27 protein-coding genes and 2 tRNA genes are annotated in these 24,865 nt (G+C 62.2%); 13 read left to right on the forward strand and 16 right to left on the reverse strand.

The window, feature by feature from the left end:
• Positions 1-27: 27 nt before the first annotated feature.
• The 4 genes from P3T17_RS00720 to P3T17_RS00735 form a co-directional block, all read right to left on the reverse strand.
• Positions 28-104, reverse strand: a tRNA-Pro gene (locus P3T17_RS00720).
• 105 nt (positions 105-209) lie between these two features.
• A complete protein-coding gene (locus tag P3T17_RS00725; RefSeq protein ID WP_074263898.1) occupies positions 210-368 on the reverse strand; it encodes a DUF3309 family protein in 159 nt (52 codons plus the stop codon).
• Positions 295-1,629, reverse strand: a complete 1,335-nt coding sequence (locus tag P3T17_RS00730; RefSeq protein ID WP_429404086.1) for an S-adenosylmethionine:tRNA ribosyltransferase-isomerase — start codon at positions 1,627-1,629, stop codon at positions 295-297. Before P3T17_RS00730 ends, P3T17_RS00725 begins: the two co-directional genes overlap by 74 nt.
• Positions 1,626-2,360 carry an SDR family oxidoreductase gene (locus P3T17_RS00735; protein ID WP_429404088.1) on the reverse strand — a complete coding sequence of 245 codons (735 nt, stop codon included), beginning with the start codon at positions 2,358-2,360 and terminating at the stop codon, positions 1,626-1,628. The genes P3T17_RS00730 and P3T17_RS00735 overlap by 4 nt, the downstream gene beginning before the upstream one ends.
• A 123-nt stretch (positions 2,361-2,483) precedes the next feature.
• On the opposite strand from P3T17_RS00735, the gene P3T17_RS00740 reads away from it, so the two are divergent.
• Positions 2,484-3,089, forward strand: a complete 606-nt coding sequence (locus P3T17_RS00740) for a helix-turn-helix domain-containing protein (RefSeq protein ID WP_074263901.1) — start codon at positions 2,484-2,486, stop codon at positions 3,087-3,089.
• A 157-nt stretch (positions 3,090-3,246) separates the two neighbouring features.
• On the opposite strand, the gene P3T17_RS00745 is transcribed toward P3T17_RS00740, so the two are convergent.
• The gene (locus P3T17_RS00745) at positions 3,247-3,420 is read right to left on the reverse strand and encodes a hypothetical protein (protein WP_167379377.1); all 174 of its coding nucleotides are present in this window, start codon (positions 3,418-3,420) and stop codon (positions 3,247-3,249) included.
• 180 nt (positions 3,421-3,600) lie between these two features.
• Between P3T17_RS00745 and P3T17_RS00750 the strand changes: the two genes are divergently transcribed.
• On the forward strand, positions 3,601-3,789 hold the full coding sequence (locus P3T17_RS00750) for a hypothetical protein (protein ID WP_429404090.1): 189 nt from the start codon (positions 3,601-3,603) through the stop codon (positions 3,787-3,789).
• A 193-nt stretch (positions 3,790-3,982) separates the two neighbouring features.
• Here P3T17_RS00750 and P3T17_RS00755 read toward each other — a convergent pair whose 3' ends face one another.
• Entirely contained in the window at positions 3,983-4,291 is a 309-nt protein-coding gene (locus tag P3T17_RS00755) for a DUF2288 domain-containing protein (RefSeq protein WP_429404092.1), read from the reverse strand.
• Positions 4,292-4,489: 198 nt separating this feature from the next.
• On the opposite strand from P3T17_RS00755, the gene P3T17_RS00760 reads away from it, so the two are divergent.
• On the forward strand, positions 4,490-5,200 hold the full coding sequence (locus P3T17_RS00760) for a pentapeptide repeat-containing protein (RefSeq protein ID WP_429404093.1): 711 nt from the start codon (positions 4,490-4,492) through the stop codon (positions 5,198-5,200).
• Between the two features lie 768 nt (positions 5,201-5,968).
• Here the strand turns inward: P3T17_RS00760 and P3T17_RS00765 are convergent.
• The 3 genes from P3T17_RS00765 to P3T17_RS00775 form a co-directional block, all read right to left on the reverse strand.
• Positions 5,969-6,304, reverse strand: a complete 336-nt coding sequence (locus tag P3T17_RS00765; RefSeq protein ID WP_074263905.1) for a hypothetical protein — start codon at positions 6,302-6,304, stop codon at positions 5,969-5,971.
• A gap of 115 nt (positions 6,305-6,419) precedes the next feature.
• Positions 6,420-7,145 (reverse strand): peptidoglycan DD-metalloendopeptidase family protein, encoded by a 726-nt coding sequence (locus P3T17_RS00770; RefSeq protein WP_429404094.1) that lies wholly within the window; start codon positions 7,143-7,145, stop codon positions 6,420-6,422.
• A gap of 195 nt (positions 7,146-7,340) precedes the next feature.
• Positions 7,341-8,261: an aldose epimerase gene (locus P3T17_RS00775; protein WP_429404096.1), complete on the reverse strand. Its 921-nt coding sequence runs from the start codon at positions 8,259-8,261 to the stop codon at positions 7,341-7,343.
• A gap of 178 nt (positions 8,262-8,439) precedes the next feature.
• On the opposite strand from P3T17_RS00775, the gene P3T17_RS00780 reads away from it, so the two are divergent.
• The 5 genes from P3T17_RS00780 to P3T17_RS00800 all read left to right on the forward strand — a co-directional run bounded on the left by P3T17_RS00780 (position 8,440) and on the right by P3T17_RS00800 (position 11,326).
• Complete coding sequence (locus P3T17_RS00780; RefSeq protein WP_167379357.1) at positions 8,440-8,592, forward strand: hypothetical protein; 153 nt, start codon at positions 8,440-8,442, stop codon at positions 8,590-8,592.
• A gap of 276 nt (positions 8,593-8,868) precedes the next feature.
• Entirely contained in the window at positions 8,869-9,699 is an 831-nt protein-coding gene (locus tag P3T17_RS00785; RefSeq protein WP_429404098.1) for an undecaprenyl-diphosphate phosphatase, read from the forward strand.
• A 142-nt stretch (positions 9,700-9,841) separates the two neighbouring features.
• Positions 9,842-9,916, forward strand: a tRNA-Arg gene (locus P3T17_RS00790).
• Positions 9,917-10,053: 137 nt separating this feature from the next.
• The gene (locus P3T17_RS00795; RefSeq protein ID WP_074263909.1) at positions 10,054-10,293 is read left to right on the forward strand and encodes a hypothetical protein; all 240 of its coding nucleotides are present in this window, start codon (positions 10,054-10,056) and stop codon (positions 10,291-10,293) included.
• A 181-nt stretch (positions 10,294-10,474) separates the two neighbouring features.
• Complete coding sequence (locus P3T17_RS00800; protein ID WP_429404100.1) at positions 10,475-11,326, forward strand: helix-turn-helix domain-containing protein; 852 nt, start codon at positions 10,475-10,477, stop codon at positions 11,324-11,326.
• A 67-nt stretch (positions 11,327-11,393) separates the two neighbouring features.
• Here the strand turns inward: P3T17_RS00800 and P3T17_RS00805 are convergent, their stop codons facing one another.
• Positions 11,394-11,900, reverse strand: a complete 507-nt coding sequence (locus tag P3T17_RS00805) for a YgjP-like metallopeptidase domain-containing protein (protein ID WP_429404102.1) — start codon at positions 11,898-11,900, stop codon at positions 11,394-11,396.
• A 124-nt stretch (positions 11,901-12,024) separates the two neighbouring features.
• Positions 12,025-13,968: an AI-2E family transporter gene (locus P3T17_RS00810; RefSeq protein ID WP_429404104.1), complete on the reverse strand. Its 1,944-nt coding sequence runs from the start codon at positions 13,966-13,968 to the stop codon at positions 12,025-12,027.
• Positions 13,969-14,174: 206 nt separating this feature from the next.
• Between P3T17_RS00810 and P3T17_RS00815 the strand changes: the two genes are divergently transcribed.
• Both P3T17_RS00815 and P3T17_RS00820 read left to right on the forward strand, forming a co-directional pair.
• On the forward strand, positions 14,175-14,666 hold the full coding sequence (locus tag P3T17_RS00815; RefSeq protein WP_429404106.1) for a MarR family winged helix-turn-helix transcriptional regulator: 492 nt from the start codon (positions 14,175-14,177) through the stop codon (positions 14,664-14,666).
• A 79-nt stretch (positions 14,667-14,745) separates the two neighbouring features.
• A complete protein-coding gene (locus P3T17_RS00820) occupies positions 14,746-16,281 on the forward strand; it encodes an MFS transporter (protein ID WP_429404108.1) in 1,536 nt (511 codons plus the stop codon).
• Positions 16,282-16,312: 31 nt separating this feature from the next.
• Here P3T17_RS00820 and P3T17_RS00825 read toward each other — a convergent pair whose 3' ends face one another.
• Both P3T17_RS00825 and P3T17_RS00830 read right to left on the reverse strand, forming a co-directional pair.
• Complete coding sequence (locus tag P3T17_RS00825; protein WP_429404110.1) at positions 16,313-16,936, reverse strand: glutathione S-transferase family protein; 624 nt, start codon at positions 16,934-16,936, stop codon at positions 16,313-16,315.
• A gap of 146 nt (positions 16,937-17,082) precedes the next feature.
• Positions 17,083-17,313, reverse strand: coding sequence for a hypothetical protein (locus P3T17_RS00830; protein ID WP_074263914.1), 231 nt, complete (start codon positions 17,311-17,313; stop codon positions 17,083-17,085).
• A gap of 197 nt (positions 17,314-17,510) precedes the next feature.
• Here P3T17_RS00830 and P3T17_RS00835 point away from each other — a divergent pair, with 197 nt between their 5' ends.
• A complete protein-coding gene (locus P3T17_RS00835; RefSeq protein ID WP_074263915.1) occupies positions 17,511-17,900 on the forward strand; it encodes an RT0821/Lpp0805 family surface protein in 390 nt (129 codons plus the stop codon).
• A gap of 82 nt (positions 17,901-17,982) precedes the next feature.
• Complete coding sequence (locus P3T17_RS00840; protein ID WP_429404112.1) at positions 17,983-18,432, forward strand: NUDIX hydrolase; 450 nt, start codon at positions 17,983-17,985, stop codon at positions 18,430-18,432.
• A gap of 12 nt (positions 18,433-18,444) precedes the next feature.
• Here the strand turns inward: P3T17_RS00840 and P3T17_RS00845 are convergent, their stop codons facing one another.
• Both P3T17_RS00845 and P3T17_RS00850 read right to left on the reverse strand, forming a co-directional pair.
• A complete protein-coding gene (locus P3T17_RS00845; protein WP_429405451.1) occupies positions 18,445-19,329 on the reverse strand; it encodes a transporter substrate-binding domain-containing protein in 885 nt (294 codons plus the stop codon).
• Positions 19,330-19,420: 91 nt separating this feature from the next.
• Positions 19,421-21,130: a glutamine--tRNA ligase/YqeY domain fusion protein gene (locus tag P3T17_RS00850; RefSeq protein ID WP_429288227.1), complete on the reverse strand. Its 1,710-nt coding sequence runs from the start codon at positions 21,128-21,130 to the stop codon at positions 19,421-19,423.
• 258 nt (positions 21,131-21,388) lie between these two features.
• On the opposite strand from P3T17_RS00850, the gene ggt reads away from it, so the two are divergent.
• Positions 21,389-23,233, forward strand: a complete 1,845-nt coding sequence (gene ggt, locus P3T17_RS00855; RefSeq protein WP_429404114.1) for a gamma-glutamyltransferase — start codon at positions 21,389-21,391, stop codon at positions 23,231-23,233.
• A gap of 47 nt (positions 23,234-23,280) precedes the next feature.
• Here the strand turns inward: ggt and P3T17_RS00860 are convergent, their stop codons facing one another.
• Complete coding sequence (locus tag P3T17_RS00860; RefSeq protein WP_429404116.1) at positions 23,281-24,501, reverse strand: CaiB/BaiF CoA transferase family protein; 1,221 nt, start codon at positions 24,499-24,501, stop codon at positions 23,281-23,283.
• Positions 24,502-24,865: the final 364 nt, after the last annotated feature.

A 24,865-nucleotide genomic window follows, 5' to 3' on the forward strand; every position in this document is an offset into this window, starting at 1 on the left:
GCCGAAGCGTGTAACCCTTTGATTCCATGGTCGGAGCGATAGGATTCGAACCTACGACCCTCTGATCCCAAATCAGATGCGCTACCAGGCTGCGCTACGCTCCGACGAATCAGAGATTCTATCTGGTCTGACCTATGACCGTCAATCCTGAAATAGAAAAAGCGCAAACGAGAAGCTGAAGGAGCGCGATCAGCGCTTCACCTGACCTACTAGATTCGTCCCATCAGCAGCAGGATGATCACCACGATCAGTACGATACCGAGCAGGCCGGTCGGCCGGTAGCCCCAGCCGCTGCTATACGGCCAGCTTGGCAGGGCGCCAATCAGCAGCAGGATCAGGATGATCAGCAGGATGGTTCCGAGTGTCATGCGATGTCTCCTTGTCAGGCGAGTGCGCGACTGGCGCCAGTTCGTCTGATACGGTGCGTACGTTGCGTAGGGTGGGTCCGGCACGGTTGGGCCGGCTTGACGGGACCGCCGGCATCGCGCTGTCCTTGCGGTGCGAGTCAGCAAGGCCTATGCCCGGCGCTGGGCAACGTTCCCGTTCGCGCGGATCCACCGGGCGCATCCGCGCGTCTCGCACGACGCAGGCACGCCGCTCGATCCACACGGAATCGCCAAACTCATGCGTGCGATAGCGATGCGCCTCCAGCTCATCGGTCACGCCCTGCAGCGTCAGGGTATCGGTGAAGGCGCGCAACAACGCGTAGTGACTGGTGTCCGGCTCATGCGTACCGGAGACAATCACATCCACCGCATGCAACTGCGTCTGTGGTCCGATTCGTTGCGTGGCGACGCCGTCGCCCGCGTGCACTACGCCGTTGCCGCTGGCCGCGTGTTCGAGCGCCCGCACAACCGTCGTGCCGATAGCGACGACGCGTCCCTTCTGTGCGCGCGTCGCAGCGATCAGCGCAGCAGTGGCCGCCGGAATGCGATAGGGTTCGTCGAACGGCAAGCGCTGATCGAGCGCCGCGTCGCCGGTGGATGACAGGCCCGCTGCGTGCGTCAGCGTCGCAAACGGAATGCCGCGCACCTGCAGCGCATCGATGCTGCGCCAGTCGAGCACGAAGCCGGCGGAGGGCGGTTCGAACGCCACTGGTTGTGCGGCGATCGGCGTCCACACATCCCATAACGCCAGCGCCTCTTGCAGATGGGCGTACTGCACCGGCTTGCCTTGTTGTGCCAGCGTCTCCCAGATGTGCGCCGCATCCGCATGAAACTGCAACTCCGCGAGACGCGGATGATCGAGCATCCGCACGATGGTCGCCTCGAGCTTGCCGAAGCTCAGCCGGTCACCAGGCGCAAGCAGTGGCGGGGCAGCACGTGCTTCGGTCGGCGTGTGAAAATCGCCGCCCCCGAACACCACGGCAGTAAAGCATTTGACGTCTTGTGGATCGAGCGACGCGCGTCCCGCGAGGCGAATTTCGATCACGGTACCGCTGCGTCGATGGATGCCGTGCAGACTGGCGGGTAGCGTTGCAGCATCGTTCGCGATTACGCAATCGCCCGGGCGCAGCAGTTCCACGAATGCGTGGCGTGGTCGATGCTCGATATGCCCGTGACGGTCGACCACCAGCAGGCGTGCATCGTGAGGACGTTGAACAGGCAGCGTGGCGGCGCGCATCGTCATGCTCGTACTCCTTCAAGGTGGGCCGGATCGCGCAGCGCATGCAATGCCGCTTCGATTGCGTCGGCGAATTCGCGAGCTGCGTCGGCGGGACGCTTCAAGGTCGTGGGGTCGTCGCCGGGCGCAGCGAGGGCATGCAGCGGTGTGTCCATGTCCCCAGGATCGAGCGACAGCACACGCACTTTCTGCGTGGCCAGTTCCTGGTCCCAGATGCGGCTCAGATGACGCAGGCCGGCCTTGCTCGCACCGTACGCGCCCCAGCCCGGATACGGCTCGATTGCCGCATCGCTCGAGACGTTCAGCACGACGGCGCCGCCCCGTTCGCGTGCGGCGGCAGTGAGCGAGCCGAGCAGCGCGCGCGTGAGGCGGAACGGCCCGAGCAGATTGGTCGCCAGCGCCGTTTCGAAATCTTCGCACTCCGTATCGGCGAGCAGCGCGAGCGGCACTGGACCGAGCGCGGATGCATTGTTCACCAGCACGTCGACGCCGCCGAGCAGGCCGCTGATCTGCATCGCGAGCGGATAGATGTCATCCTTGTTCGAGATATCGCCGACGATACCCGCCACCTTCGGACGCGCCGCAGCCACCTCGGCCACGCGCCGTTGATCGCGAGCCACGAAAGCGACGCGCGCGCCGCGCGTCAGCAGTTCGTCCATCAAGGCGAGGCCGAGCCCCGAGGTTCCGCCGGTCAGAGCGACACGAATGTCTTGCAGATTGTGGGGCGTGTGGATCATGTGAGTTCTCCGGTTCAGGGCGAGACGATCGCTTCACCCGCGCCGTCTCGATGGCCCGATAATAGGAACCCCACGGCGCACGGCCGAGTGCGATGTCCAATTCCTTGTCAGAAAGTCGATACGATGGACGAGACTGCTTTTGAACCCGCTCCCGAGAGCGGGCCCGACAGGTCGAACGCGGCCCAGCATCTGGCGCGCAACCTCGTAGCGTTGCGTCACGCGCGTGCGTTGACCCAGGAAGGGTTGGCGAAGTCGTCGGGGGTGCCGCGTTCGACGGTGGCCAATCTGGAATCGGGCGAAGGCAATCCGTCGCTGGCGGTGCTGATGAAGGTGGCCAGTGCGCTTGGCGCGCCGCTCGATGAATTGCTCGCCTCGCCACGTGCCAAGGTCCGCAAATGGTCGGTCGACGATATCTCCGCGCAAAATCGCGGCAACGGTTTGACGATCCGTCCACTGGTCCCGGAGCCTGTGCCGGATGGCATTCTGGAGACGATGGCGTTCGCGCCGGGCGCCTATATGCGTGGCACGCCGCATCTGCCCGGCACGCGCGAGTACTTCACCTGCATGGAAGGGCGGGTCGCGATTTTTGTGGCGGGTGAACGGCACGGACTCGAAACGGGCGACGTGCTCGCGTTTCCTGGCCATGTGCCGCATTCGTATCGCAATGAGGATCCGCAGCGCGACGCGTTAGGGGTATCGATCGTGGTGCTGGCCAAGGCTGGGGTATAGCGCGGCGGCGTCGCGGACAGCGCAATAACCTTCCGTGCCGCGGGGCTTCGTTACCGCGCGGCAAATCGGATCATGCCGACCGAGCGTAGCGCGTCTCGCGGCTGTAAAATTGAATGGCCGCGAGGGCGGTAGAGGTCAGCGCGGTGTCGGCGCCGGGTCAGTGCCTGCGGCGCGTCCAGTTGAGCACGTGATGCTCGGACAGCCAGTGATGCATCATGCCTTCACCGTTGTGCTCACGCCGGTAGGTCCGCGATTCGAAAACCGACAAACCTATCAGGACCAGCAGGCCCACCGCGAGCCCGACAAAACCCGCGATCGATTCAGCGTCCATGGCAGCCTCCTTTGTCGATTGCAGCCATGTGTACATAGTAGGTCAGACGGCAAAAAAACGGCATATGCCATACGCATGGGCACGTGGCGTCGTGATGGCTAATGGCGGCCACTGCCGCAAAAAGACTTTGCAGGTAGACTCTCGGCGCGTTTGCGCTGTTATGTTTCCTTTAGAGAGTCTATGAATCGCGCCCTTTTGATTGTATTTGCTGCAGTAGTCCTGGCGGGCTGCTCGAATGATCCCGCGTCCGGCCACCATGGCTCACCCCCGAAAGACCCGGCTGATTATCACGGCGTGCCGACCGACGACCGGCCGCCTTCCATGCTGGACACGCCGGATACGGCGCGACCCGTGCAGCCGTCGCAATAAAGGCGAAGCACCGGCGCGGGCACGCCGGCGCTTCTGACCCGCGCAGACTGTTCGCGCGGAGAGCGCGGGCTGCGACCATTCTAGGGCGCCGCGTGCGCCTGATATGTATGCGCTTGTTTCAAGCGGTAACTGGAATGCGCGAGCGGCTGGCAGAGAATCCGCTAACCACTCAGTAGACATCCCCAGACTTGATTCAACCGCGTTCCTGCACGCAAACCCACGGCGAGACCACCACGGCCCAAAGGTCTGGATCGCGCGCGGCGAAATCGGCAGCGGTTTCGCTCGGCATGCGCTCGACGAGGCCCGCTGACAACCACTGCGTCACCCGGGCCGTATCGTCGCTGGCAATCGCTTCGGCGACGCTGACCAGATCGAGGTCCCGCGCGACGTGCAGCAGGATGCCGCGCGCAAAGAAGCGCTCGAGCTCAGGCCAGCCGATTTTCGCGGTTTCCGCGAGCAGCGAGAGGTAAAGCGGACTGTGGGCGGCGTCGTTCGATGTCATCGGATCAGGCGGTGTTAAAAGCGGTGATTGACAGGCGGCCGCTACTATAAACCATCAGCGAGCGCCCTCCACAGCGAAGGCGCGTTCGGGTACGCTTGCCGTTTTCGGCGAATCGGCGTTCTGCCTTTTCGCTCTAACTTAAGCGGCTCACAAGGTTTTTGGGGCCAGCACGCGCCGGTCGAACGGAACAATTTTTTCATGTCGCTCAATTCTACGACGCCTGCCGCGGGCGTTCACATCGTCGCCGATGCCACGCTCGCACGTGAAGACGTGCAGCGATTACTCGCCGCAACTCATGGTCCGATTCGGTTCGAAGACTGCGACTTCGAGGGCGCGGATCTGTCGCGGCTCGATTTGCGTAGCGCCGAATTTCATCGCTGCACCATCGTCGAGGCTTCGTTTTTCGGCGCCGCACTGACGCAAAGCCGCTGGTTGCGTTGCCGTGGGCGGCAGGCGGATTTCGGCTCGGCGGACCTCGTCGACGCCGTGTTTCAGTCGAGCGATCTCAACAATACGAGCTGGCGCCGCGCCAAGCTCGCATCAGTCAACTACACCGGATGCAAACTCACAGGCGCGAACTTCGAGGCCTGCACCGCGCTAGGCCTGACGTTCGTCGAGACGCTGCTGGTCGGCGCGCATCTGCGTGGCCTGTCATTTCGCAAAGCCACGCTACAAGAACTCGATTTCTCCGATGCCGACCTCGCTGGCGCCGACTTCCGGGAGGCGCGGTTCGAAGGCGGCAGCCTCAAGGACGCCAACCTCAAAGGTGCCCGTTTCGATGGTGCAGACCTGCGCCTCGCCGATCTGAGCGGCGTACGTCTCGTGGACGCGGGACTGTTTCGCGGCGCGACGATTTCCCACCAGCAGGCCGCTGTGCTGGTGACTGAACTGGGGCTGCGCGTCTTGTGATGCGCCGGGTTAGCGGATGACGGCTAGCGAGTGCTTTATCTCGTCGGATTTAACCGATAAAAAATGGCTAAAATGCTCCGCGAGATGCGAATTAATCCAGAATAACTGAAAAGTCGCATTATGCGAATGGCCGCGACCCACGATTAAATACAACTGGAACGTGCGCCTTCGCACCAAAGACGACCGAAGGCAGGCAAGGGAAATCGGCGGTAGTAATCACAGGAAAAATGCTTTCAGGATTTGACAGTTAAATCGGAGCGTGGCTCAATCGTGCAGTGCGGCGTTGCTCCAGAACGCAATGCCAGTAAGGACTTCATGTTGTACGGGCAGGTTTGGTAGCGATCCTCATAAGCCCGTCATTCCGTTTCATTTGAATCGCGTTATTCGAACTATCTCATTAATTTTCGTTCACGGAATGCGTATTCCGTGCGGCGAAGCACATTTTTTGCGAAATTAATCGATTGCATGCCCCTGCCGCCGTTGATAGATTCGGTTTTGGCGCATGGTGAACCGGTCCTTTACCGATATGCGCCGAACCCCCGTTAGCCCGGCCTCGAGCCGGGCTTTTTTTCGTCAGGGGATTAGATGAATTGCATTCGATGATATTTATAGCGGTTCAATTCACGCCAAATGAGAACTCTCGGTTATCGGATATGAGCGTGCTCACACCGCTTTAAGCCGGTCTTAAAGTCATGACCGGAGCACGAATTGTCGCGGAGCGGGGGCGGCGCCGTGTCGTGCAGCGCCGCTTGCGGGTCTCATTCGCGCTTACTGCTTGCAGCGAACCACCATGGAGCGGTTCTTGACGTTTGCACCGAGGATGCCGCCGATCGAGCCACCCGAGGTGGCACCGTTGTCGACATCCTTCGAGATCACGTCGTAGCCATATGAACCGCATACTTCGCCTGCGCGTTTGTAACATTCGGCCCAGCTCTCGCTCGCGTCGCTGCCGCTGCAGTTGATGGCAAAGCCTGTGTCTCCGCTCGGGAGGTAGGTCATTTTGGTGGAGCTGGCGCAGCCGCCAAGGCTCGCGAGCGTCAGCGCAGCAACGCTTGCAGCCACGGCCGCGAGGGCCGTTGCGGATGGGGTCCATCCAGATTTCATCGGAGGCTCCTCATGGAGTGTGGTGACCGATGCGGTGGCTTGCCGCCGCATCGTCGGGTGTCGGAGGGGACATCGCACGGTACCGGAGTGCCGTGCGGACCGCCTATAGACGCAATTAACGTGCCGGAAGCGCACGCGAGGGGTCGATCGAGCGGCCCTGATAGCGCAACTCGAAATGAAGCATGGCGCGATCCGTGTCGCTGTCGCCCATTTCTGCGATTTTCTCGCCCTGGGTCACACTCTGACCTTCCTTCACGAGCAGCACGCGGTTGTGCGCGTAGGCGGTCAGATAATCTGCATTGTGCTTGAGTATCAGCAGGTTGCCGTAGCCGCGCAGGCCATTGCCGGCGTACACCACGGTCCCGGCGGCCGCCGCGACGACTGGCGTGCCTGCGCTGCCGGCGATATCGATGCCCTTCGAGTTCGAGCCGTCGAAGCGACGTACCACCGTGCCGTTGGTCGGCCACACGAGCGAGATCGATGAGGCCGGCGCGGGGGCGGGCGACACGTCGCTGGGCGCGCTGCGCGGTGCTGCTGGTGCCGCTGCACTGCCACGACCGCTGTACGAGCCGCTGCTTGCCGTCGCGGAGGTGATCGGCGCCGAATTGCCGGGCGGCACCACGCGCAGCACCTGACCGACCTCGATGCTGTCCGGATTCGACAGATTGTTCCAGCGCACGATGCTCTGGACCGATACCCGGTTACTGCGGGCGATCTTCAGCAAGGTATCGCCGCGTTCGACACGATAGAACCCCGGACCGACTGGCGCAGACCCGCACGCGACGAGCACTGCAAGTAACGACACGCAAGCGAGCCGTTTAATTTTTCTTGTTCCCAACATTGGACCTCGCAAAGCGCTGCCGCGCGCCGATCCCTATTGCGCGACAGATGGGCAAAAAAACGACCGATTCTAACGGTTTTGCACCGCAGCACGCGAATTGGGATGGCGCTGCATGAGCGGCACGGCGTGGCGCGGCGTCCAGGCACCGCCTGGCGGCCTGCATTGCTCGCTAGCCGCCGGCAGGTGTATGTCGATTCAGCGCAGGGCGCCGACCGTGATGCGCAACGCGGCCGTTTCCGTCTGGCCCGGTTCGAGCCAGCGCAGGCCCAGGCCGTTGTGGATCGCGTCGGGCAGGCCGAGCCACGGCTCGATGCAATAGAAGTCCGACTCCGCGGCTTCCGTCCAGGTCGTGACGGCATACCAGGGCACGGAGCCGGGTCGTTGCAGGTCGATCGTGATCGTGCGGTTCAGGCCTGGCGCGACAACTCTCACGGGTCGCTGAGGCAGGCCATCGAGGCAATGGAAGCGGTCGAGGATACGCGTCTCGTCGAGCGTGTAGCTCGGTTCGCCCGGTTCAGGCGCGCTGATCGAGCCGTCTGGCTGCTGATAGCAACGCCGGGTATGCGGCAGCTCGAGCACCGTCTCGCTGCGTTGCGTGTGCGGCAGCGAGAAGTAGAAGTGATGGCCGGCGTAGTAGGGCAGCGGTGTAGCGCCGGTATTGACGGTGGTGAGTTCGACGTCGAGCGTGTGGTCGTCCGCGAGCCGGTAGGCGGCCTCGAAGCGGAAGCCGAACGGATAGCCGGCGCGGGTGGCGTCGTTGTCAGCCAGCGTCATGCGCACCGTCGTGCTGTGCGTCGCCGAGGCCGGTTCGACGCTTGCGGTAAACGGCAGATCGCGCGCGAAGCCGTGCATCGGCAGATCGCGCACGGTCCCTTCGGCGTCGCGCCAGCGGCCAATCTGGCCGTCGACGCGATGGCGTCCGAGAAACGGAAACAGCAAAGGATTGCCGCCGCGGATTTTCGCAGGCTGGCTCCAGTCGGCCACGTCGGGCCAATGGATCACCTGCTGGCCGTCAATGTGCCACGACAGCAGCCGTCCGCCGGCTTGCGGCGCGATACGAAGCAGCGAGGCGCCATCGGCGATCTCTAGGATGTCCTGATGCTGGAATTGGGCCATGGTGAACGGTTCTGGTTAGGTGCGGTTAATACGATTGACTGCAACGGTTGGCTGCGATGATCACCTGCGCCGATCGACTGGCTCGAACTGCGGCACGCGGTCCGGAGCCGATTTTGCGCCCGTTTGGCCTACGGGGAAACCCTTCCCGGGCAATTACGGGTTCGCACGACCGGTAAGCTTGACGATAATCCGTCCCACTGCCCGGTCATTTAACCTTTCGGGCCGCACGACTTCCGGAGGCCTCATGGATCTCGCAATGGCAATGGGCGTGGCCCTGTTCGGCATGTTTGCCGCCAGCACAGTCTACTTCTTCTACAAGCTCGATCGCTGAACGTTCGCGTCCCGCTTGCTGCCGCGCCGCCCGCTGCGACGCGGATCAATCCCGTTGGTCATCTTGCCCAGGTTCGCAGCACATGCGCGCCAGATGGCTTGCAGAGGCGTAACAACCGTTTCGAGTTGTGACGCAATGCATCAAAATTTCCCCTAACGTCGCTCAAACGCTTGGCGCTGACATAGCGGCCAGGCATAATCGGTGCGCTTCCAGGCGTCGGTTCCACCAGGCCGGCGTGCTGCTCCTTGATTCTTCACTCACTAAAAGGACCGCCGCGTGAGCTTGTCGTTTCTGATTTTTCTGAGCGTGCTGCAGGGCGTCACAGAACTCTTCCCCGTCAGCAGCCTCGGTCATACCCTGCTCGTGCCCGCGCTGTTCGGCATGCACATTGACGAGCATGCGCCGCAGTTGCTGCCGTTCCTCGTTGCGCTGCACCTTGGCACTGCGCTCGCGTTGCTGTGGTACTTCCGCAAGCGCTGGGTCGCGCTGGTCAGCGGCTTTTTCGCGTCGCTCGGCGGCCGCCGCAACGATGACGGCCACATGATGTGGGCGCTGATCATCGGCACGATTCCGGCGGGCATCGTCGGGCTGGTGCTGGAAAAGCGCCTCGAGCTGCTGTTCCACGACTTGCGCATCGTGGCGATCGCGCTGATCGTCAACGGCGTGCTGTTGTGGTTCGGCGACCGTCTGCAACGTGCTCGCGCGCATCAGGCGCCGGAGAAGCTGACATTCCGCCAGGCGTTCTTTGTTGGGCTGGCGCAGATCGGCGCGCTGATCCCGGGTTTTTCGCGCAGCGGTCTGACGATGATTGCCGGCAACGCCGCCGGTCTGACGGCGGAGAAGGCGGCGGAATTTTCTTTCCTGCTTGGCACGCCGATCATTTTTGCCGCTGGCGTGCTCGAACTGCCGAAGCTGTTTCGTGCGCCAGGCCAGCTTGGCGATGCGCTGCTCGGTGGCGTGCTGACCGCGATTGCCGCGTATCTGAGCGTGCGCTTCCTGATGCGTTATTTCGAAGGACGCGGTCGTTTGGCGAGCTTCGGCGTGTACTGCGTGATTGCGGGCATCGTCTGTCTGGGCTGGTTCATGCTGCATACGCAGCCGGTTTGAGCGCGCAGTCGATCTGACGGCTATGCTGGGACTGAACAGATGCTTGCCGCAGCAGCTGCGGTGGGCTGCGCGGCAGCATCGGTTATAATCCGCCCCCTGCGTGCCGGTGGTGCTTGCCGCGCGGTTAAAATTCCAGTTTCGCCTCCCCATAGTTCAACGGATAGAACACGGGTCTTCTAAACCTGAAATCGAGGTTCGATTCCTCGTGGGGGGGCCACCCAGGCAACAAGCGTCGCCAAAGCGGCGCGCTTCACACGCCTCTCAAAGCCCTTTTCCTTACCGCCCCTTCCCCAGGCTCAAGCTCGCAGCGCTGTCGACGTTATCCCGTGTGTCACCCCACACACGGAGGCTCATATGTCTGCAGCAACGCCTGATCTGATCGCACAAAAGGTGCGTATCAACCCGATCGTGATTGTCATCGGCAGCGGGGACACCACGCGCTCTTTGCGTTACCGCGGCAAGCACACGCTTCATGCGGTGCTGGGGTTTTTGCGCAGCCAGCGCGAATCTCGCGCACTGGTGTACAGCCACAAGACGGATGGACAGATGCTATGGATCGACGTCCAGACCGGCGCATTCTGCAACCTGCATTAGTTGGTTTGCGAGGCGTGCGCCGGCGGGGTCATTTCACCCGCTGGCGCAGCGCGTGGACGGACGGCACAGAGAAGGGCTTTGATGTTGCCACTGCGTACGGAGTCGTGACGCTCGACGCCTTGTTGTTGGCGATGCCGGCTGTCATAGTAGACCGTTCGACATCTACGCGACGGTGTGCCACATGAACTCCACAGAAGTCCATCCAGGACCGCCCGGAACCGAACTGGGTGCGCTCTTGCGCCGATGGCGCGCCGTGCGCGACAAAAGCCAACTGGATCTGTCGCTCGACTCCGGCGTGTCGCAACGTCACATCAGCTTCATCGAAGTCGGGCGCAGCGTCCCCAGCCGGCAGATGCTGATGAATATCGCACAGGCGCTGGACGTTCCGCTGCGCGAGCGCAACACGTTGCTGCTGGCCGCAGGCTACGCGCCGGTATATCCGGACGATCCGCTGAACGCACTCGAAACGCAGAGCGTGAAGAATGCGATTCAACGCATGTTGCGCCAGCACGAACCGTATCCGGCGGTCGTGATGGACCGCTACTGGAATGTCGTGATGACCAATGATTCCGCGCCGCGCTTTTTCAACAGCTTCATCGATATGTCCGCACGCAAAGAGCCGCGCAACCTTCTGCACCTGATGTTCGATCCGGACGGCATGCGGCCGTTTATCGACAAATGGGAGGACGTGGCAAAGAGTCTGATCCAGCGCGTTTACCGTGAGTCCGTAGGACGCGTGATCGATGAACAAACCCAGGCGCTTCTCGCTACGCTAATGGCCTATCCAGGGACGAAGTCCGACTGGAAATCGCCTGTGGCGCTCAGCGCGGTTCCCGTCAATCCTGCGATGCCGGTGATACCGCTCAGTTTTCTGAAGGACGGTAAGCCGCTCAATTACTTCTCGATGATCACCACGGTCGGGACGCCGCAGAGCGTCGCCATGCAGGAGTTGCGTATCGAAAGCATGTTTCCCGCCGATGAGGCGACCGAGCAGTCGCACGCTCAACTGGTTGGCCACGCGTCGGCGTACTGAAAGGCACGGTCGACGAGGACTCATTGGAACCGGGCGTGGTTGCGCGAAAAGGTTCGTAGAACGAAGCTCAGGTGGATCGCTCGCGGACGATATCGCGATGTGTCAGATAAAGGCGCAGGTCAAACTCGGTCTGGTGATAGCCCGGCTGCATGAACTCGCAAAGCCGGTAAAACGCCTTGTTGTGGTCGCTTTCCTTCAGATGCGCAAGTTCGTGCACGACGATCATCTGCAGGAACTCGGGCGCGCTATCCTTGAAGAGCGACGCAATGCGGATCTCTTTCTTTGCTTTGAGCTTGCCGCCTTGAACCCGTGAGATGGTCGTGTGCAGTCCCAAAGCGTGCCGCAGAACATCGAGCTTGCTGTCGTAGAGGACCTTGTCGATGGGCGGCCCGTTGCGCACGAATTCACGCTTGAGTTCCGCGACGTACTCGTAGAGCGCGCGGTCGGTTTGCACCGGATGCCTGCTTGGATATTTGTCGGCGAGGTAGGCGGCCAGTTTCTCTTCCGCGATCAACCGGCGAACCTTGTCCTGTAGTGCGGCCGGGTAGGCGCTCAGGTATTTCAGATGCTGCATGACGAGGCGAGCAGGTCGGATGGAGGCATGGGCCGTATTGTACCGATGGCCCGCTCGCGCGCGGTTTGGCCTCCGTTTCCGCCAGCCGGTCGTCGTTCATTGTTCATGGCCGCAAGCACACACCTTAGGCGGCCCCCTGAGCGTGTTCCTGACGATCCGTCGCCAGCGCCGCCGCCCGGCATTCCTCGATCAGATCGCGGAACGTGTTCGCATTGCGCGCGTTGGCGGCTGCAGTGGTATCCGGATCGTTCTCCGATAACCCGCCGAGACCGACAATCACCGTAGCCGGCACGGGTTGATTGCGTATACGGCGCAGCAGGTTGCGCAAATACGGCGGCGACTCGGCCGCGTCGAGCGAAACGATGCAGATGATGGTCGCAGCGTCACCTTCCTGCGGGCTTCGCACTTCGCCGCGCGCCCCGCGGAATTGCTCATAGGTCGTGGCGATCGTGGTGATGTTTTGCCGTCCCAGCAGTTGCACGGCAATTGCCGCGGCCACTTCGTCGAACGCGCCGCGTCCCGAGATACACAGCACCACGGCGCCGTCCACAGTACCCAGCGCGTCCGCGCCTTCCGGACCGCCGCTGCCATAGTGCGGTTCGGTGCGGCCGTGAGCATGCGCGGCGTCATCGGCGACGTCAGGCGTCGGGATCCCGTCTGGCAGACCTTCGACCGTTTCGAGGTTCTCGATGATGTCGACCACCGCTTCGTTAAAGCGCACCAGTTGCTCCGCCGTCAGCACGCCGCGTAGCGCATCGTTGCGTGCAAGTCTCAGCCCTTCGAGCGCGACCTGATCGTAGTAATCGACTACCGACATCTCACCGAGCAACCGGTCTGCCTGCACGATGGCCTCGTGCGGATCGTCCGCCAGCAGCCGTTGATAGAAAGTCTGCGCCGGCGTCAGGGCCGGCTGGTCGCCGAGCAGGATCGTCAGGAAGTTGAGCCGGTCCGCATAGCGCCCCAGCGTGACGAGGCACAACGTGAGCGGCGTCGATAGCACGAGACCCACGGGCCCCCACAGCCAGCTCCAGAAGATCGCGGCCACTACGACTGCGAGCGGCGAGAGGCCGGAGCGTCGTCCATACAGATACGGCTCCGCCACCTGACCGGCCACCAGATCGACCACCACGAACAGCACCAGGGTCCACACGGCCATGGTCCATTGCGGCTGAATGGCGGCAGCAAGACACACCGCCAGCAACGCGGCAATCCAGATGCCGATATACGGCACGAAGCGCAGCAGCGCGGCGACGACTCCGAACAGCAGCGCACCCGGCACACCGATGCCCGCGAGACCGACAGCGAGCACGCCCCCCACGCTGAGATTCAGGCCCAGTTGCGCAACGAAGTAGCGGCTCAGGCGGCTCGCCGCGTCGTTGATCGCGGTGGTGGTGCGGTGCAGGTCGCGCGAGCCGAACAGGCTGATCAGACGGTCGCGCAGATCCTCGCGCTGCAGCAGGATAAAGATGGTGACCACCAGCACGATGAAGGTGGTCTCGAGTGGCGCGATAGCTGGCGAAAACGCCCGTTGGGCCAGTTGCATCGGCGTGAGCGCGGGCTCGTGCACCTCGACGGGCATGGGTGCCTGAGGCGCGTTGCGGCTCGCTTTGCCATAGCCGCGCGGCGCCGCGGGGCGCGACGGCGCGACCCGTTGCAGCGTTAGCGCAGCCCTGCCGAGCAGGACATCGGCGCGGCCGACGGTCTTCTCCTGCACCGTCTCGATCTTTTGCTCGATGGCCACCTGGTACTGCGGCAGGTCGGCGGCCAACTGGACGATCTGCGATGTGATCAGCGCACCCGCACCGAGCACGATGGCCAGCGCGAAGAACACCGCGATGAAGATCGACGGCAACTGACCCATGTGCAGACGCCGCAGCGACGCCACCAGCGGGGCCAGCAGAAAGCTGAGCAGCACTGAGAGCGTGATCGGAATCAGAACTGCGCGGCCGAAATACAGCCCGCATACCACCACAACACCGGTAATCACCGACGCGAGGCCGTGCAGGCTGGGCGAGCCCGGCGGGTACACGCGGTTTGGCCGTCCGGGGGGCGGCAACGAAATCTTCATTTTGGCGACATTCGGGTTGACGGGAAGCGTAACGGCTTCCTCAGGGATTTGAGGATACAACTGCGGAGCATAGCAATCCACACGCCCGAGGGGCAGCTTCAGGTGATGGGGCCACCTTGTGTGTTGTCGCGTCAAGTGTGCTTTGAGGTGGTCAGTTCGGGTTTTTGCGTTACAATGGTGGCATATACCTGTAATTTGAGCGTGCCATGAAACCTCATCCGCGTACGTCTGAACAACGTCACAAGAGCCCGAGCGTCTGCATCAACGCGGCGATCCGCCGGGCGGCACGGCGCATGGGGCAAATCTACGACGATGCCTTCGAGGCATGCGGCCTTCGCGCAACGCAGTACTCGCTGCTGGTGCAGATCGATCGCGTCGGCACGCCCACCATGCGTGTGCTGGCCGAGCATCTCGTGATGGACCTGTCGGCGCTGGGCCACACGCTAAAACCGTTGATCCGGGATGGTCTGGTGGAACTGGTGGTAGACGAACTAGACCGCCGCAGCCGCCGCGTTCATCTGACTAAAGACGGCCGCATCAAACTGGAAGAGGCGCGGGCAATCTGGAAGAAAGTTCAGCTCAGCTTCGATGATGCCTTCGGCAAGGACGGTGCAGCGCAACTCCGGTCAACCCTCGATCTGATCGCGTCGCCGGATTTTTCGGAGCGTATGACGACGGTGTTCCATTCAATTTCGTAAACAGTTGCGCGCTTTGCGCCGATGCTGAACTTCAGACGGCGAGCCGCAGAAACCGCGATGCATCCCATAGGTGGTCGAAATGCAAAACAGGTTGCTGGTCTTGCTGTGCGTATCTGTGCCGTCGTTCATGATCAACTTGGACTCCAACATCGTTGCGGTCTCGCTGTCTTCGATAGCACGGTCATTGCATGCGGATTTCACGGCTATCGAGTGGGTGATCAGCGCCTACACCCTTGCTTTTGCCACGCTGGTCATGCCGGCTGGGGCGCTCGCCGATCGCTTCGGTCGTAAGCGGATGCTGGTGATCGGGCTTACCGTCTTTACGGTTGCTTCGGGCATTTGCGGCGCCGCGAATTCGACGACGCTGCTCAACTACGCCCGCGCCTTGCAGGGTGTTGGTGCGGCGCTCCAGTTGAGCGCCGCACTGGCGATCCTGTCGCATAGTTTTCAGGGCAAGGAGCGCGCCAGCGCGTTTGCATTCTGGGGTTCGGTGATTGGCGTGGCCATCATGCTCGGCCCGGTGGCGGGCGGCCTGATCACGCAATACTTTGGCTGGCAGTGGGCCTTCTACGTGAACCTGCCGGTTGGCATCGCGATGATCGCGTTGACGCTGTATGCGGTGACGGAGTCGAAAGACCCGCATGCCATGCGCGTCGACACGGCTGGTGTTCTGACGTTTAGCGGATTTCTGGGGCTGCTTACGCTGGCGCTGATCTCGGGCAATCGTGCAGGATGGCTAAGCAGGCCGGTCCTCGTCGAACTGGGTGTTGCCGTCGCGATGCTGATTGCCTTTCTGATGGTGGAGTCGGTGCAAACCAGGCCCATGGTCGATCTGAAGTATCTCGCGCGCCGCACGTATCTTGGAGCGAACATTGCGGGCGTCTCCTATGCCGTCGCTTTTCTGACGATGCTCACGTATCTGCCGTTTTTCTTTCAGAGCGCGCTCGGCTACGCGCCGCTGATCGCCGGGCTATTGATGCTGCCGCTTGCTGTGCCGTTGTTTGTCGTCCCGCGCCTGGTTGCGCTGTATCTGGACCATCGCCTGTCCGGACGTACGCTGCTCGTGATCGGCCTCGCTTGTGTGGGTGTTGGTCTCCTGCTCACGGCACTCAGAATCACGCTCTTTCACTATCCGGCGATCTTCGAAAGCATGCTGATCGCGTCAATGGGGGCGGGTATTCTGAACGGACAGATCGCCAAAGTGGGCATGACCGTCATTCCTGTTGAGCGCGCGGGGATGGCCTCAGGCGTTTCCGGGACGATGCGCTTTAGCGGCATCGTGGTTGGCTTCGCGGCGCTGGGCGCCATTCTGTTTGCGCGGATCGGCGCAAGCGTCGGCGAAGCGTTGCCTGACGTCGCTGCATCCGACCGGCTGGCGATCACGCATGCGATTGCAGACGGCAATCTCGCGTCGGCCACGGCGCTCATTCATGCGCAGGGCGGGGCGGCATCCGTTGCACAGCATAGTTTGGGCTTCGGCTACGAAGGCGTGCTGCTGGCTGCCAGTCTCGTTGCGCTGGGCGCAGCGGTGTTGTGCTGGTGGCTTGTGAGCGCGCAGGAAACTGCGCCGCACGAAGCTGCGACGGAGCAGGTGCTGGAGTTGTCGGTGGACTGATCGATGGATTGGATTAATTCGCTCGCCGAGCCTACGGCGTACCGTTTTTGCAGTAGGTCAGGAAACCGGGTCGCTCGCTCAGCCGCTCGAAATAGTCGGTCACGGCAGGAAAATCCGGATGATCGAGCGGGGTGCTGAACCAGCGGTTTAGTGAGAGACCAATCGGGATATCCGCGAGCGAAAAATCGCGTCCGGCGATGAACGCTCCCGTCGCTTCCAACTGCCGGCTCACGATGCCGATATGTCTCGTCCAATTATGCGACGACGCTTCGATCGCTTCTGCGTCTTGATGCGCGGGCGACTTTCTGACCAGCGCCAGGAAAGCATAACTCCATGCCCGGTTTAGCTCAGCACTTTGCCAGTCGATCCATTGGTCGACGCGCGCCCGCGCTTGCGGTTCAGCGGGATAGAGTTGCGCGCCGCCATAGCGCGAGGCCAGGTAGCGAATGATCGTATTCGATTCCCACAGCACAAAGCTGTCGTCCTTGATGACCGGCACCATTGAATTGGGGTTGAGCGCCTGAAACTCGGCCGTTTCGGTGGACCTGAAGCCGGCTCCCCAGTCTTCCTGTTCGAAAGGCAATTGCAACTCCGCACAGGTCCAAAGCACCTTGCGGACGTTGATCGACGTGACTTTCCCGAGTATTTGCAGCATGCGCACTCCAGATGGTGGCGGGCTGCGACATTCTAGGGGAGCGCAGTGGGAGAGGACAGATACAGTTTGGGAGGATGCAGGCGGCACATCTGGGGCGCCGTGAAGCTGAAGAGAGGGCGGAGGATCAACGGTTGATCAATCGGTGATCAGCCATTGAGCAGCAGATAACAGCCGCCGATCAGCAACACGAACGATGCCAACAACGTGACCGCACCCATGCGAGTGATGACGCCCGGCCATTGCGCCCGGGGCAGTGCCTCGGCGCTGACAACGCTATGCACCGGCGCGGGGTCACGCCGAACGAAGAACGGCATAAGTGCGATGCAGAAGAGCACCAGGATCACGGAGAAAGCTTTGAGAGCGAACGAGAGTTCCATGGGAGCGGCAGAGTAGGATGCGCGCAAAGATTTGCGCTAAGCCTTGAATCTTAGGAATTCGCCGTGAACGCAACCATGGGACGAGTCTGAAAACACGCGCTGACCCCACTCGGACATGAGCGTCATGCTATCCTTTTCAGGTCCAGATCACGAACCGCTTCGTGACCGCCAGAAGGATCTTTCGAGGAGAACACTCAATGTCGATGCGAACCCGTGCCCTGTTTCACGTCACGTTGGGCGGATTGCTGCTGGCGGCATCCGTCGGCGCATACGCAGCGAATCTAGGCTTCCTTGGCAATACGCCGATCAGCTACATGAAGCAGCGCGACATCGACTCGGTGAAGGCGGCCGTGTTTAGCGCGCTCGATGGCAAGCAGGATGGCGAAGCCGCTACGTGGGTCAACGATGGCACGGGCAACTCCGTACACATCGACGCGACCATCACGCCGCAGAGCACCGCCAAGGACGGCGACCGCACCTGCCGCGACGTAGCCGTCGTGCTGAACGCGAAAGGGCAGTCGATGACGCTGCGCCCGCAATTCTGCCGCGCCGGCAGCGGCGCATGGCAACTCCAGAAGAAGCCTTGATGTGTGACGGCTGGAACGCGGCCATGACGGCGTTGCCGCTCGATGTTGGCGGAGCGCCGCAACTGCGCCGCGGCGTCACAGGATGAGTGCGCGCATTGTTTCGTGCGGCATCGTGCTGCTCAATCCGCATGGACGTGTGCTGCTCGCACACGCCACCGAAACATCCCATTGGGATATCCCGAAAGGGCATGGCGAGGAGGGCGAGGCGCCGCACGTCACGGCGCTGCGCGAGATGGTCGAGGAGACCGCCCTTGTGGTCGACGCGGGGCGGTTGAAGGATCTCGGCCTCTTCGTCTACCGGCGTGACAAGGATCTGCATCTGTTCGCCGCGCGTGCTCATGACGATGAGCTTGACCTCACGCGCTGCGTTTGCACGTCGATGTTTCCGCGCCGCTCGGACGGCAAACTGATTCCCGAAATGGATGCATACCGCTGGGCCGCGCCGGACGAAGTGGAACGGTATGCGAGCCGCAGTCTGACGCGGCTGTTTCAGACCACGCTTTCGCTGGCCGAACTGCATCACACGCTGTGATGCGAGGAGCGCTCAGTCGAGCGCGCGATCGTTCGGATGCGCGAACAAGGCACGCATCGCCGCCGACATCGGAAAATTGAGATTGATCCCGTGAGGCGGAATCGGCTGTGTGAACCACACGTTGTAGAGATGCTCCGCCTCGCCCGATGTCTGCATCCGTTCGACCACACCGTTGACCAGTTCCCGCATCGGCGCATCGCCTTTGCGGAACATGCACGCATAGACCTCATAGCCGAGCGGCGTACCTGTCACCAGGAAGTCGTCAGGATGCGCGTCAGTCGCCTTGAAGCCGTACACGATCGGTTCGTCCATCACAAAGGCCACGGCCCGATCCTGTTTGAGCGCGACAAACGCGTCCGAATGATCTCGCGCGCTGGTGATGCGCATGTTGAGATGCTTCTCGGCGTTCAACTCGCGCACGAGCCGTTCGTCGGACGTCCCCGCGGTCGTTACCACCGGTTTGCCGGCCAGATCCGGGAAATCGGTGATGCCGCTGCTGCGCTTCACGAGCATGCGCACCGCGTACTGGAAAAAACTGTCGGAGAAGGCCGCTTCGCTCTCGCGTTCATGCGTGTGCGTGGTCGAACCGCATTCGAGGTCGATCTGGCTGTTTTGCAGCATCGGGATGCGATTCGACGAGGTCACCGCAACTTCGCGTATCTTGAGATCGGGCAGGCCGAGTGTTTTCTTGATCTGCTCGACGATCGCCATCGCGATGCTCTGCGAGTAGCCCACCGTGGTCTGGCCGTCGAAATAGGAGAAGGGGATCGAGGCTTCGCGCACGCCGAGCAGGACGACCCCGTCGTCGTGAACTTTCCTGAGCGTACCGGTGAGTTCCTGCGCCTGCGCGGAGCACGCGAGCCATGCCGTAGCAAGCGCGACCAGCGCGGCGCGCATGTGGGACGGATGGCAGGCTGCAAACATCATCGTTCCTCCCGGAGCGGTGTGGGCACCGTCACCCCAGTTGACCCGGCTCAATTGGTCTAGCTTACGCTGGCTTGCCCCAACTGTCTCGCAGACTCACGATGCGATTGAATACTGGCTTGCCCGGTTTCGAATCGAGGCGGTCGGCGACGAAGTAGCCATGCCGTTCGAACTGATACCGCTGTTCGGGCAGCGCGTCACGCGCACCCGGCTCCAGGTAGGCGTTGACCACCCGCTTCGAATCCGGATTAAGCGCTTCGAGGTAATCGCGGCCGCCTGCGTCCGGCTGCGGTTCCTTGAACAGACGATCGTAGATGCGCACTTCGGCCGGGCAGGCACCCACGGCGCTGACCCAGTGAATGTTGCCTTTGACCTTGTAGGTGTTCGCGCCTTCGGTGCCGGACTTGCTGTCGGGGAAGTAGTTGCAGTGGACCGCGGTCACGTTGCCGTTCTCATCCTTGTCCGCGCCCGTGCATTCGATCACATAGCCGTAACGCAGACGCACCTTGTTACCGGGGAACAGACGGAAGTAACCCTTTGGCGGCGTTTCGTTGTAATCGTCACGCTCGATCCACAGTTCGCGCGAGATCGGGAACACGCGCGTGCCGTGTTCAGGATGATGCGGGTGTACCGGCGCATTGCACTCTTCGGTGAGATCTTCGGGGTAGTTGTCGATGATCAGTTTGACCGGGTCGAGCACGGCGGCCGTGCGCGGTGCCTTGTCGTCGAGGTCGTCGCGTAGTGCGCCTTCGAACACGCTCATGTCGATCCACGAATCGACCTTCGTCACGCCGATGCGTTCGCAGAACAACTGGATCGCCTCCGGCGTGAAGCCGCGGCGGCGTACGCCGACTATGGTGGGCATGCGCGGATCGTCCCAGCCGTCCACGTGACCTTCGGTGACGAGTTGCAGCAGCTTGCGCTTGCTGGTGATCGCATACGTCAGGTTCAGGCGCGAGAATTCGATCTGTTGCGGCAGCGGGCGGTTGAAGATGCCGGCTTCGGCGAGCTCGTTCAGAATCCAGTCGTACAGCGGCCGGTGGTCTTCGAACTCCAGCGTGCACAGCGAATGCGTGATGTTTTCCAGCGCGTCCGAGATGCAATGCGTGTAGTCGTACATCGGATACACGCACCACTTGTCGCCGGTGCGGTAGTGGTGGGCAAAGCGGATCCGGTAGATGACCGGGTCGCGCATGTTGAAGTTCGGCGACGCCATGTCGATCTTCGCGCGCAGCACGTGTTCGCCTTCCTTGAACTCGCCGGCCTTCATGCGGCGGAACAGATCGAGGTTCTCCTCCACCGAACGTTCGCGGAACGGCGAGGGCGTGCCCACTTCGGTGGCCGAGCCGCGGCTCAGGCGCATTTCTTCGGCCGACTGACTATCCACATAGGCCTTGCCGCGCTGGATCAGCAGCTCGGCAAACTCGTAGAGTTTGTCGTAGTAGTCGCTTGCGTAGTAGAGGTGTTCGTTGCCGTCTTTCTTCCACTCGAAACCGAGCCATTTCACGGCGTCGATGATCGATTCGACGTACTCGACACTTTCCTTTTCCGGATTGGTGTCGTCAAAACGCAGATGGCAAATGCCGCCGTAGCTGCGCGCTACGCCGAAGTTCAGGCAGATGCTTTTGGCGTGGCCGATGTGCAGATAGCCATTCGGTTCCGGCGGGAAACGCGTTTCCACGCGCTGGCCCCACTTGCCGGAGCGGTTGTCTTCGTCAATGGTGTTGCGAATGAAATTGGATGCCGCCGGCGCGTCGTTGCGTTCAGTATTCATGCGAAGAGGAGAAAGTCGGTCGAGGGCGCGCAATGCGCTCACTTATCTGTCAATTCTACCTGACAGCTTCCCTTCCGACAGACCGCATGCGGCTGAGTGCGGCTTCCAGCCAACGTTTCAGGGCTTTTTGCGCGCGGTTGCACGGTGTAACAGGAGGTAAATCGCTTTGTTTCCGCGTGAACGGCGACCTTAGGATGCGACCGTCGCGGCGCCGGACTGGCCGCCTTGCAGGATATGAAACTTGTCTGAAAGGAATTCATGATGAACAAGGCCTTTTACGTCGGGCTGAAACGGCTCGCGGGCGCAGCGGTGCTGGGCGCAGGCTGCGTGGCGGCGCTGGTGACGGCCACGCCGACGCTGGCGAAAAGTGCGGAACCGAAGCCGGTTCTGGACGGTTCGGCTGCAGCGGTTCCCGATCAGTACAGCGCCAGCACTGCGCAGCAGATTTTTGCGCAGGGTGGAAATGCCGTGGACGCTGCGGTTGCGATTGCGTTCACTTTGGCCGTGACCGATCCCGACGCTGGCGGTCTTGGCGGCGGTGGATTCATGACGCTGTACGTCGGCGGCAAACCGTATTTCCTCGATTATCTTGAACGGGCGCCGCAGCGGGCGACGCGCGATATGTACCTCGACGACAAGGGCCATCCGGTTGCAGGCATGAGCACGGTGGGCTTTCGCGCGGTGGCCGTGCCGGGCACGGTTGATGGCTTGTGGGAGGCGCAGCGGCGCTTCGGCAAGCTGAAGTGGAAACAGGTGCTGGCACCGGCGATCCGCTATGCAACGGACGGCTTCAAGGTCGACTCGCGGCTAGCGAAAAGTCGCGCCGACGCCGCGCCGGCGTTTGCTGGCAAGACCGATTTCGACGCCTATTTCGCCAACCTGAAGGCGGGCGTCAATTTTCAGCAGCCCGAACTGGCCCAGACGCTTTCGCGGATTGCCAGTGACGGCGGGCGCGAATTCTATGAAGGTCAGACGGCCGATCTGGTGGTGAAGCAGATGCTTGGCCATGGCCTTCTCGGCAAACAGGATCTGCAGCAGTACAAGGCGGTCTGGCGCGAACCGCTCCGTGCCGACTGGAACGGGTATCAGATTGTCACCGCGCCGCCGCCCAGCTCGGGCGGTGTCGGGCTGATCCAGATGCTCAAGATGAAGGCCGATCTGAAGCAGAACTTCGACGGCCTTGCGCTGAATTCGGCGCCGTATATCCACCTGATCGCACAGATCGAGGACCGGGTGTTTGCCGACCGCGAGCAATACATGGACGATCCCGATGCGACGCCAGTACCGGTCGACAAGCTGCTTGACGATGCTTATCTTGCGCACCGTGCTGGCGAAGTGAGCGCCGATGAGGTGCCGGGCGCGGCGCCCGTGAAACCGGGTCTTGCTGGCGGGACGTTAGAAAAGCCGCAGACGACGCACTTCTCGGTGGTGGACAAATGGGGCAACGCGGTCTCGAACACCTATACGCTGAACGGCTCGTTCGGTTCTGGCGTGGTGGTGGATGGCGGCGGTTTCCTGCTCAACGATCAGATGGACGACTTCATCACCAGGCCCGCTGGCGTGTCGGCGAGCGCCGCGTCGCCAGCTACCGCTAGTGCGCCGTCGGCGGCGAGCGCGAGCATACCGGCATCCGCTAGCGATCCGACGGCCGGGAGCGGGACCGAGACGGCGGTCACGGAGCGGCCTGCTACGGTTGCCGACGGTCCGAACACGATCGCGGCTGGCCGTCGGCCCCTGTCGTCGATGACGCCCACCATCCTTTTGAAGGATGGCAAGGTGGCGCTCGTGATCGGCACACCGGGCGGCTCGCGGATCTTCACGACGATTTTCCAGGTGATGACGGATATTTACGACTTCGGCATGTCGCCGGCCGATGCGCAGGCCGCGATGCGCTTCCATCATCAATTGCTGCCGCAAAAGACCATCTACTGGGAGCCGTATCATCCCATTACTGGCGAACTGGCTGACCAGCTAAAGGCCAAGGGCTATACGCTCAGCGGGCAGTCGTTCAACGGCGATGTGCAGTTGATTCGCGTCGAAGGCACGACCCCACAACCGGCGGCCGACCCGCGCGGTGCAGGCGTAGGCGGGGTATTCCAGTAGGGCTCGCGGCTGGGGCCGGCCCGTGCGCCCCGTGCGCCGCCCGGCTCTCAGATCACCGCTTGCGCGCGCAACGCTGCAATCCGGTCCTCGTCATAGCCCAGCACGTCGCGCAGGACAGTCTCGGTATGCTCACCGAGCGTGGGCGGGTGTGTCAGCGCCTGCGGTGGCGTGCTGCTCATGTTGATCGGATTGCGCACCAGCTTCACGTTGCCGCCGGACGGATGCGGCAGATCGACCCGCATGCCGCGCGCCACCACCTGCTCGTTCTCGAACACCTCGGCCAGATCGTTGATCGGACCGCATGGAACGCCGGCCGCCTCGAGCGCCGCAATCCATTGCTGCTTGCCGAGTGTGCGGACCATCTCCGCGAGGATCGGCACCAGCGTATCGCGATTGCGCACGCGCGCAGGGTTGGTGGCGAAGCGCTCGTCGTCGGCCAACTCCGCGCGGCCACCGGCTTCGACGAATTTGCGAAACTGCCCGTCGTTGCCGACCGCGACGATGATCCAGCCGTCGCTCGTCTGGAAGGTCTGGTAGGGCACAATGTTCGGATGCGCGTTGCCCCAGCGTGCCGGCGGCTGACCGCTCGCGAGGAAATTCGAGTTCATGTTCGCCAGCATCGCAACCTGTACGTCGAGCAGCGCCATGTCGATGTACTGGCCTTCGCCCGTGCGGTCGCGATGCGTGAGTGCGGTCAGCACGGCAACGGTCGAATACATGCCGGTCATCAGATCGGCGATCGCCACGCCGGCCTTTTGCGGACCGCCGCCCGGCAAGCCGTCGCGCTCGCCGGTGATGCTCATGAAACCGCCGATACCCTGCACGATGAAGTCATAGCCTGCCCGTTGCGCGTACGGACCGGTTTGACCGAAGCCGGTCACGGAGCAGTAGATGAGGTCCGGCTTGATTTCCTTCAGCGACGCGTAGTCGAGGCCGTATTTCTGCAACTGGCCGACCTTGTAGTTTTCCATCACCACGTCGCTCTGCGCGGCCAGTTCGCGAATGATGCGCTGCCCTTCGGGGGTGGCGATATCCACGGTCACCGAGCGCTTGTTGCGATTCGCCGCGAGGTAGTAGGCGGCCTCGTGAGTATCGGCGCCGTCCGGCGTTTTGAGGTATGGGGGCCCCCAGTGGCGGGTGTCGTCGCCGACCTCCGGGCGTTCGATCTTGATGACGTCCGCGCCGAAGTCGGCGAGCGTTTGCGCGCACCACGGGCCGGCGAGCACGCGAGTGAGGTCCAGCACGCGGATATGACTGAGAGCGCCCATATTGTGTCGATGTCTCCAGTGTCGGCCGGGGTTGGCGCTTCAGCGCTTGCTCCGGTCCCATGCAAAATTGTTGCGGTTGGCCAGGCTGCGAGGCCGATGCGCCCGCAGTGGCGCGCCTTGGTGTCGATGCAATGGCATTGCAGCGTCGATGTCCGGAATCTTAAGCGATTCCCGCGCTCACGCCCATTCGGCCGAATGGCATAGGTCGAACGACACGCGCCGAAACCTGGCGCCCGCTGCCAAAACCTGGCCGAACGGCTAATCCTGCGCTCTGGCGGCGCTGCGCCGCCTCGCAAGGGCGCCGATCCCGTATAATCAGTCGTTTAAGCAACAATCGGTTGGCGCATTCCAGGTGTCTGTCCCG

It is taken from the genome of Paraburkholderia sp. GAS82 (assembly GCF_050436285.1).
Taxonomy (GTDB): domain Bacteria; phylum Pseudomonadota; class Gammaproteobacteria; order Burkholderiales; family Burkholderiaceae; genus Paraburkholderia; species Paraburkholderia phenazinium_B.

What these genes read in the sequence shown, in the direction of transcription:
- P3T17_RS00725 (WP_074263898.1), bottom strand. Translation starts at nt 368, where the DNA reads ATGACACTCGGAACCATCCTGCTGATCATCCTGATCCTGCTGCTGATT.
- P3T17_RS00730 (WP_429404086.1), bottom strand. Translation starts at nt 1,629, where the DNA reads ATGACGATGCGCGCCGCCACGCTGCCTGTTCAACGTCCTCACGATGCA.
- P3T17_RS00735 (WP_429404088.1), bottom strand. Translation starts at nt 2,360, where the DNA reads ATGATCCACACGCCCCACAATCTGCAAGACATTCGTGTCGCTCTGACC.
- P3T17_RS00740 (WP_074263901.1), top strand. Translation starts at nt 2,484, where the DNA reads ATGGACGAGACTGCTTTTGAACCCGCTCCCGAGAGCGGGCCCGACAGG.
- P3T17_RS00745 (WP_167379377.1), bottom strand. Translation starts at nt 3,420, where the DNA reads ATGGACGCTGAATCGATCGCGGGTTTTGTCGGGCTCGCGGTGGGCCTG.
- P3T17_RS00750 (WP_429404090.1), top strand. Translation starts at nt 3,601, where the DNA reads ATGAATCGCGCCCTTTTGATTGTATTTGCTGCAGTAGTCCTGGCGGGC.
- P3T17_RS00755 (WP_429404092.1), bottom strand. Translation starts at nt 4,291, where the DNA reads ATGACATCGAACGACGCCGCCCACAGTCCGCTTTACCTCTCGCTGCTC.
- P3T17_RS00760 (WP_429404093.1), top strand. Translation starts at nt 4,490, where the DNA reads ATGTCGCTCAATTCTACGACGCCTGCCGCGGGCGTTCACATCGTCGCC.
- P3T17_RS00765 (WP_074263905.1), bottom strand. Translation starts at nt 6,304, where the DNA reads ATGAAATCTGGATGGACCCCATCCGCAACGGCCCTCGCGGCCGTGGCT.
- P3T17_RS00770 (WP_429404094.1), bottom strand. Translation starts at nt 7,145, where the DNA reads ATGTTGGGAACAAGAAAAATTAAACGGCTCGCTTGCGTGTCGTTACTT.
- P3T17_RS00775 (WP_429404096.1), bottom strand. Translation starts at nt 8,261, where the DNA reads ATGGCCCAATTCCAGCATCAGGACATCCTAGAGATCGCCGATGGCGCC.
- P3T17_RS00795 (WP_074263909.1), top strand. Translation starts at nt 10,054, where the DNA reads ATGTCTGCAGCAACGCCTGATCTGATCGCACAAAAGGTGCGTATCAAC.
- P3T17_RS00800 (WP_429404100.1), top strand. Translation starts at nt 10,475, where the DNA reads ATGAACTCCACAGAAGTCCATCCAGGACCGCCCGGAACCGAACTGGGT.
- P3T17_RS00805 (WP_429404102.1), bottom strand. Translation starts at nt 11,900, where the DNA reads ATGCAGCATCTGAAATACCTGAGCGCCTACCCGGCCGCACTACAGGAC.
- P3T17_RS00810 (WP_429404104.1), bottom strand. Translation starts at nt 13,968, where the DNA reads ATGAAGATTTCGTTGCCGCCCCCCGGACGGCCAAACCGCGTGTACCCG.
- P3T17_RS00815 (WP_429404106.1), top strand. Translation starts at nt 14,175, where the DNA reads ATGAAACCTCATCCGCGTACGTCTGAACAACGTCACAAGAGCCCGAGC.
- P3T17_RS00820 (WP_429404108.1), top strand. Translation starts at nt 14,746, where the DNA reads ATGCAAAACAGGTTGCTGGTCTTGCTGTGCGTATCTGTGCCGTCGTTC.
- P3T17_RS00825 (WP_429404110.1), bottom strand. Translation starts at nt 16,936, where the DNA reads ATGCTGCAAATACTCGGGAAAGTCACGTCGATCAACGTCCGCAAGGTG.
- P3T17_RS00830 (WP_074263914.1), bottom strand. Translation starts at nt 17,313, where the DNA reads ATGGAACTCTCGTTCGCTCTCAAAGCTTTCTCCGTGATCCTGGTGCTC.
- P3T17_RS00835 (WP_074263915.1), top strand. Translation starts at nt 17,511, where the DNA reads ATGTCGATGCGAACCCGTGCCCTGTTTCACGTCACGTTGGGCGGATTG.
- P3T17_RS00840 (WP_429404112.1), top strand. Translation starts at nt 17,983, where the DNA reads ATGAGTGCGCGCATTGTTTCGTGCGGCATCGTGCTGCTCAATCCGCAT.
- P3T17_RS00845 (WP_429405451.1), bottom strand. Translation starts at nt 19,329, where the DNA reads ATGCGCGCCGCGCTGGTCGCGCTTGCTACGGCATGGCTCGCGTGCTCC.
- P3T17_RS00850 (WP_429288227.1), bottom strand. Translation starts at nt 21,130, where the DNA reads ATGAATACTGAACGCAACGACGCGCCGGCGGCATCCAATTTCATTCGC.
- ggt (WP_429404114.1), top strand. Translation starts at nt 21,389, where the DNA reads ATGATGAACAAGGCCTTTTACGTCGGGCTGAAACGGCTCGCGGGCGCA.
- P3T17_RS00860 (WP_429404116.1), bottom strand. Translation starts at nt 24,501, where the DNA reads ATGGGCGCTCTCAGTCATATCCGCGTGCTGGACCTCACTCGCGTGCTC.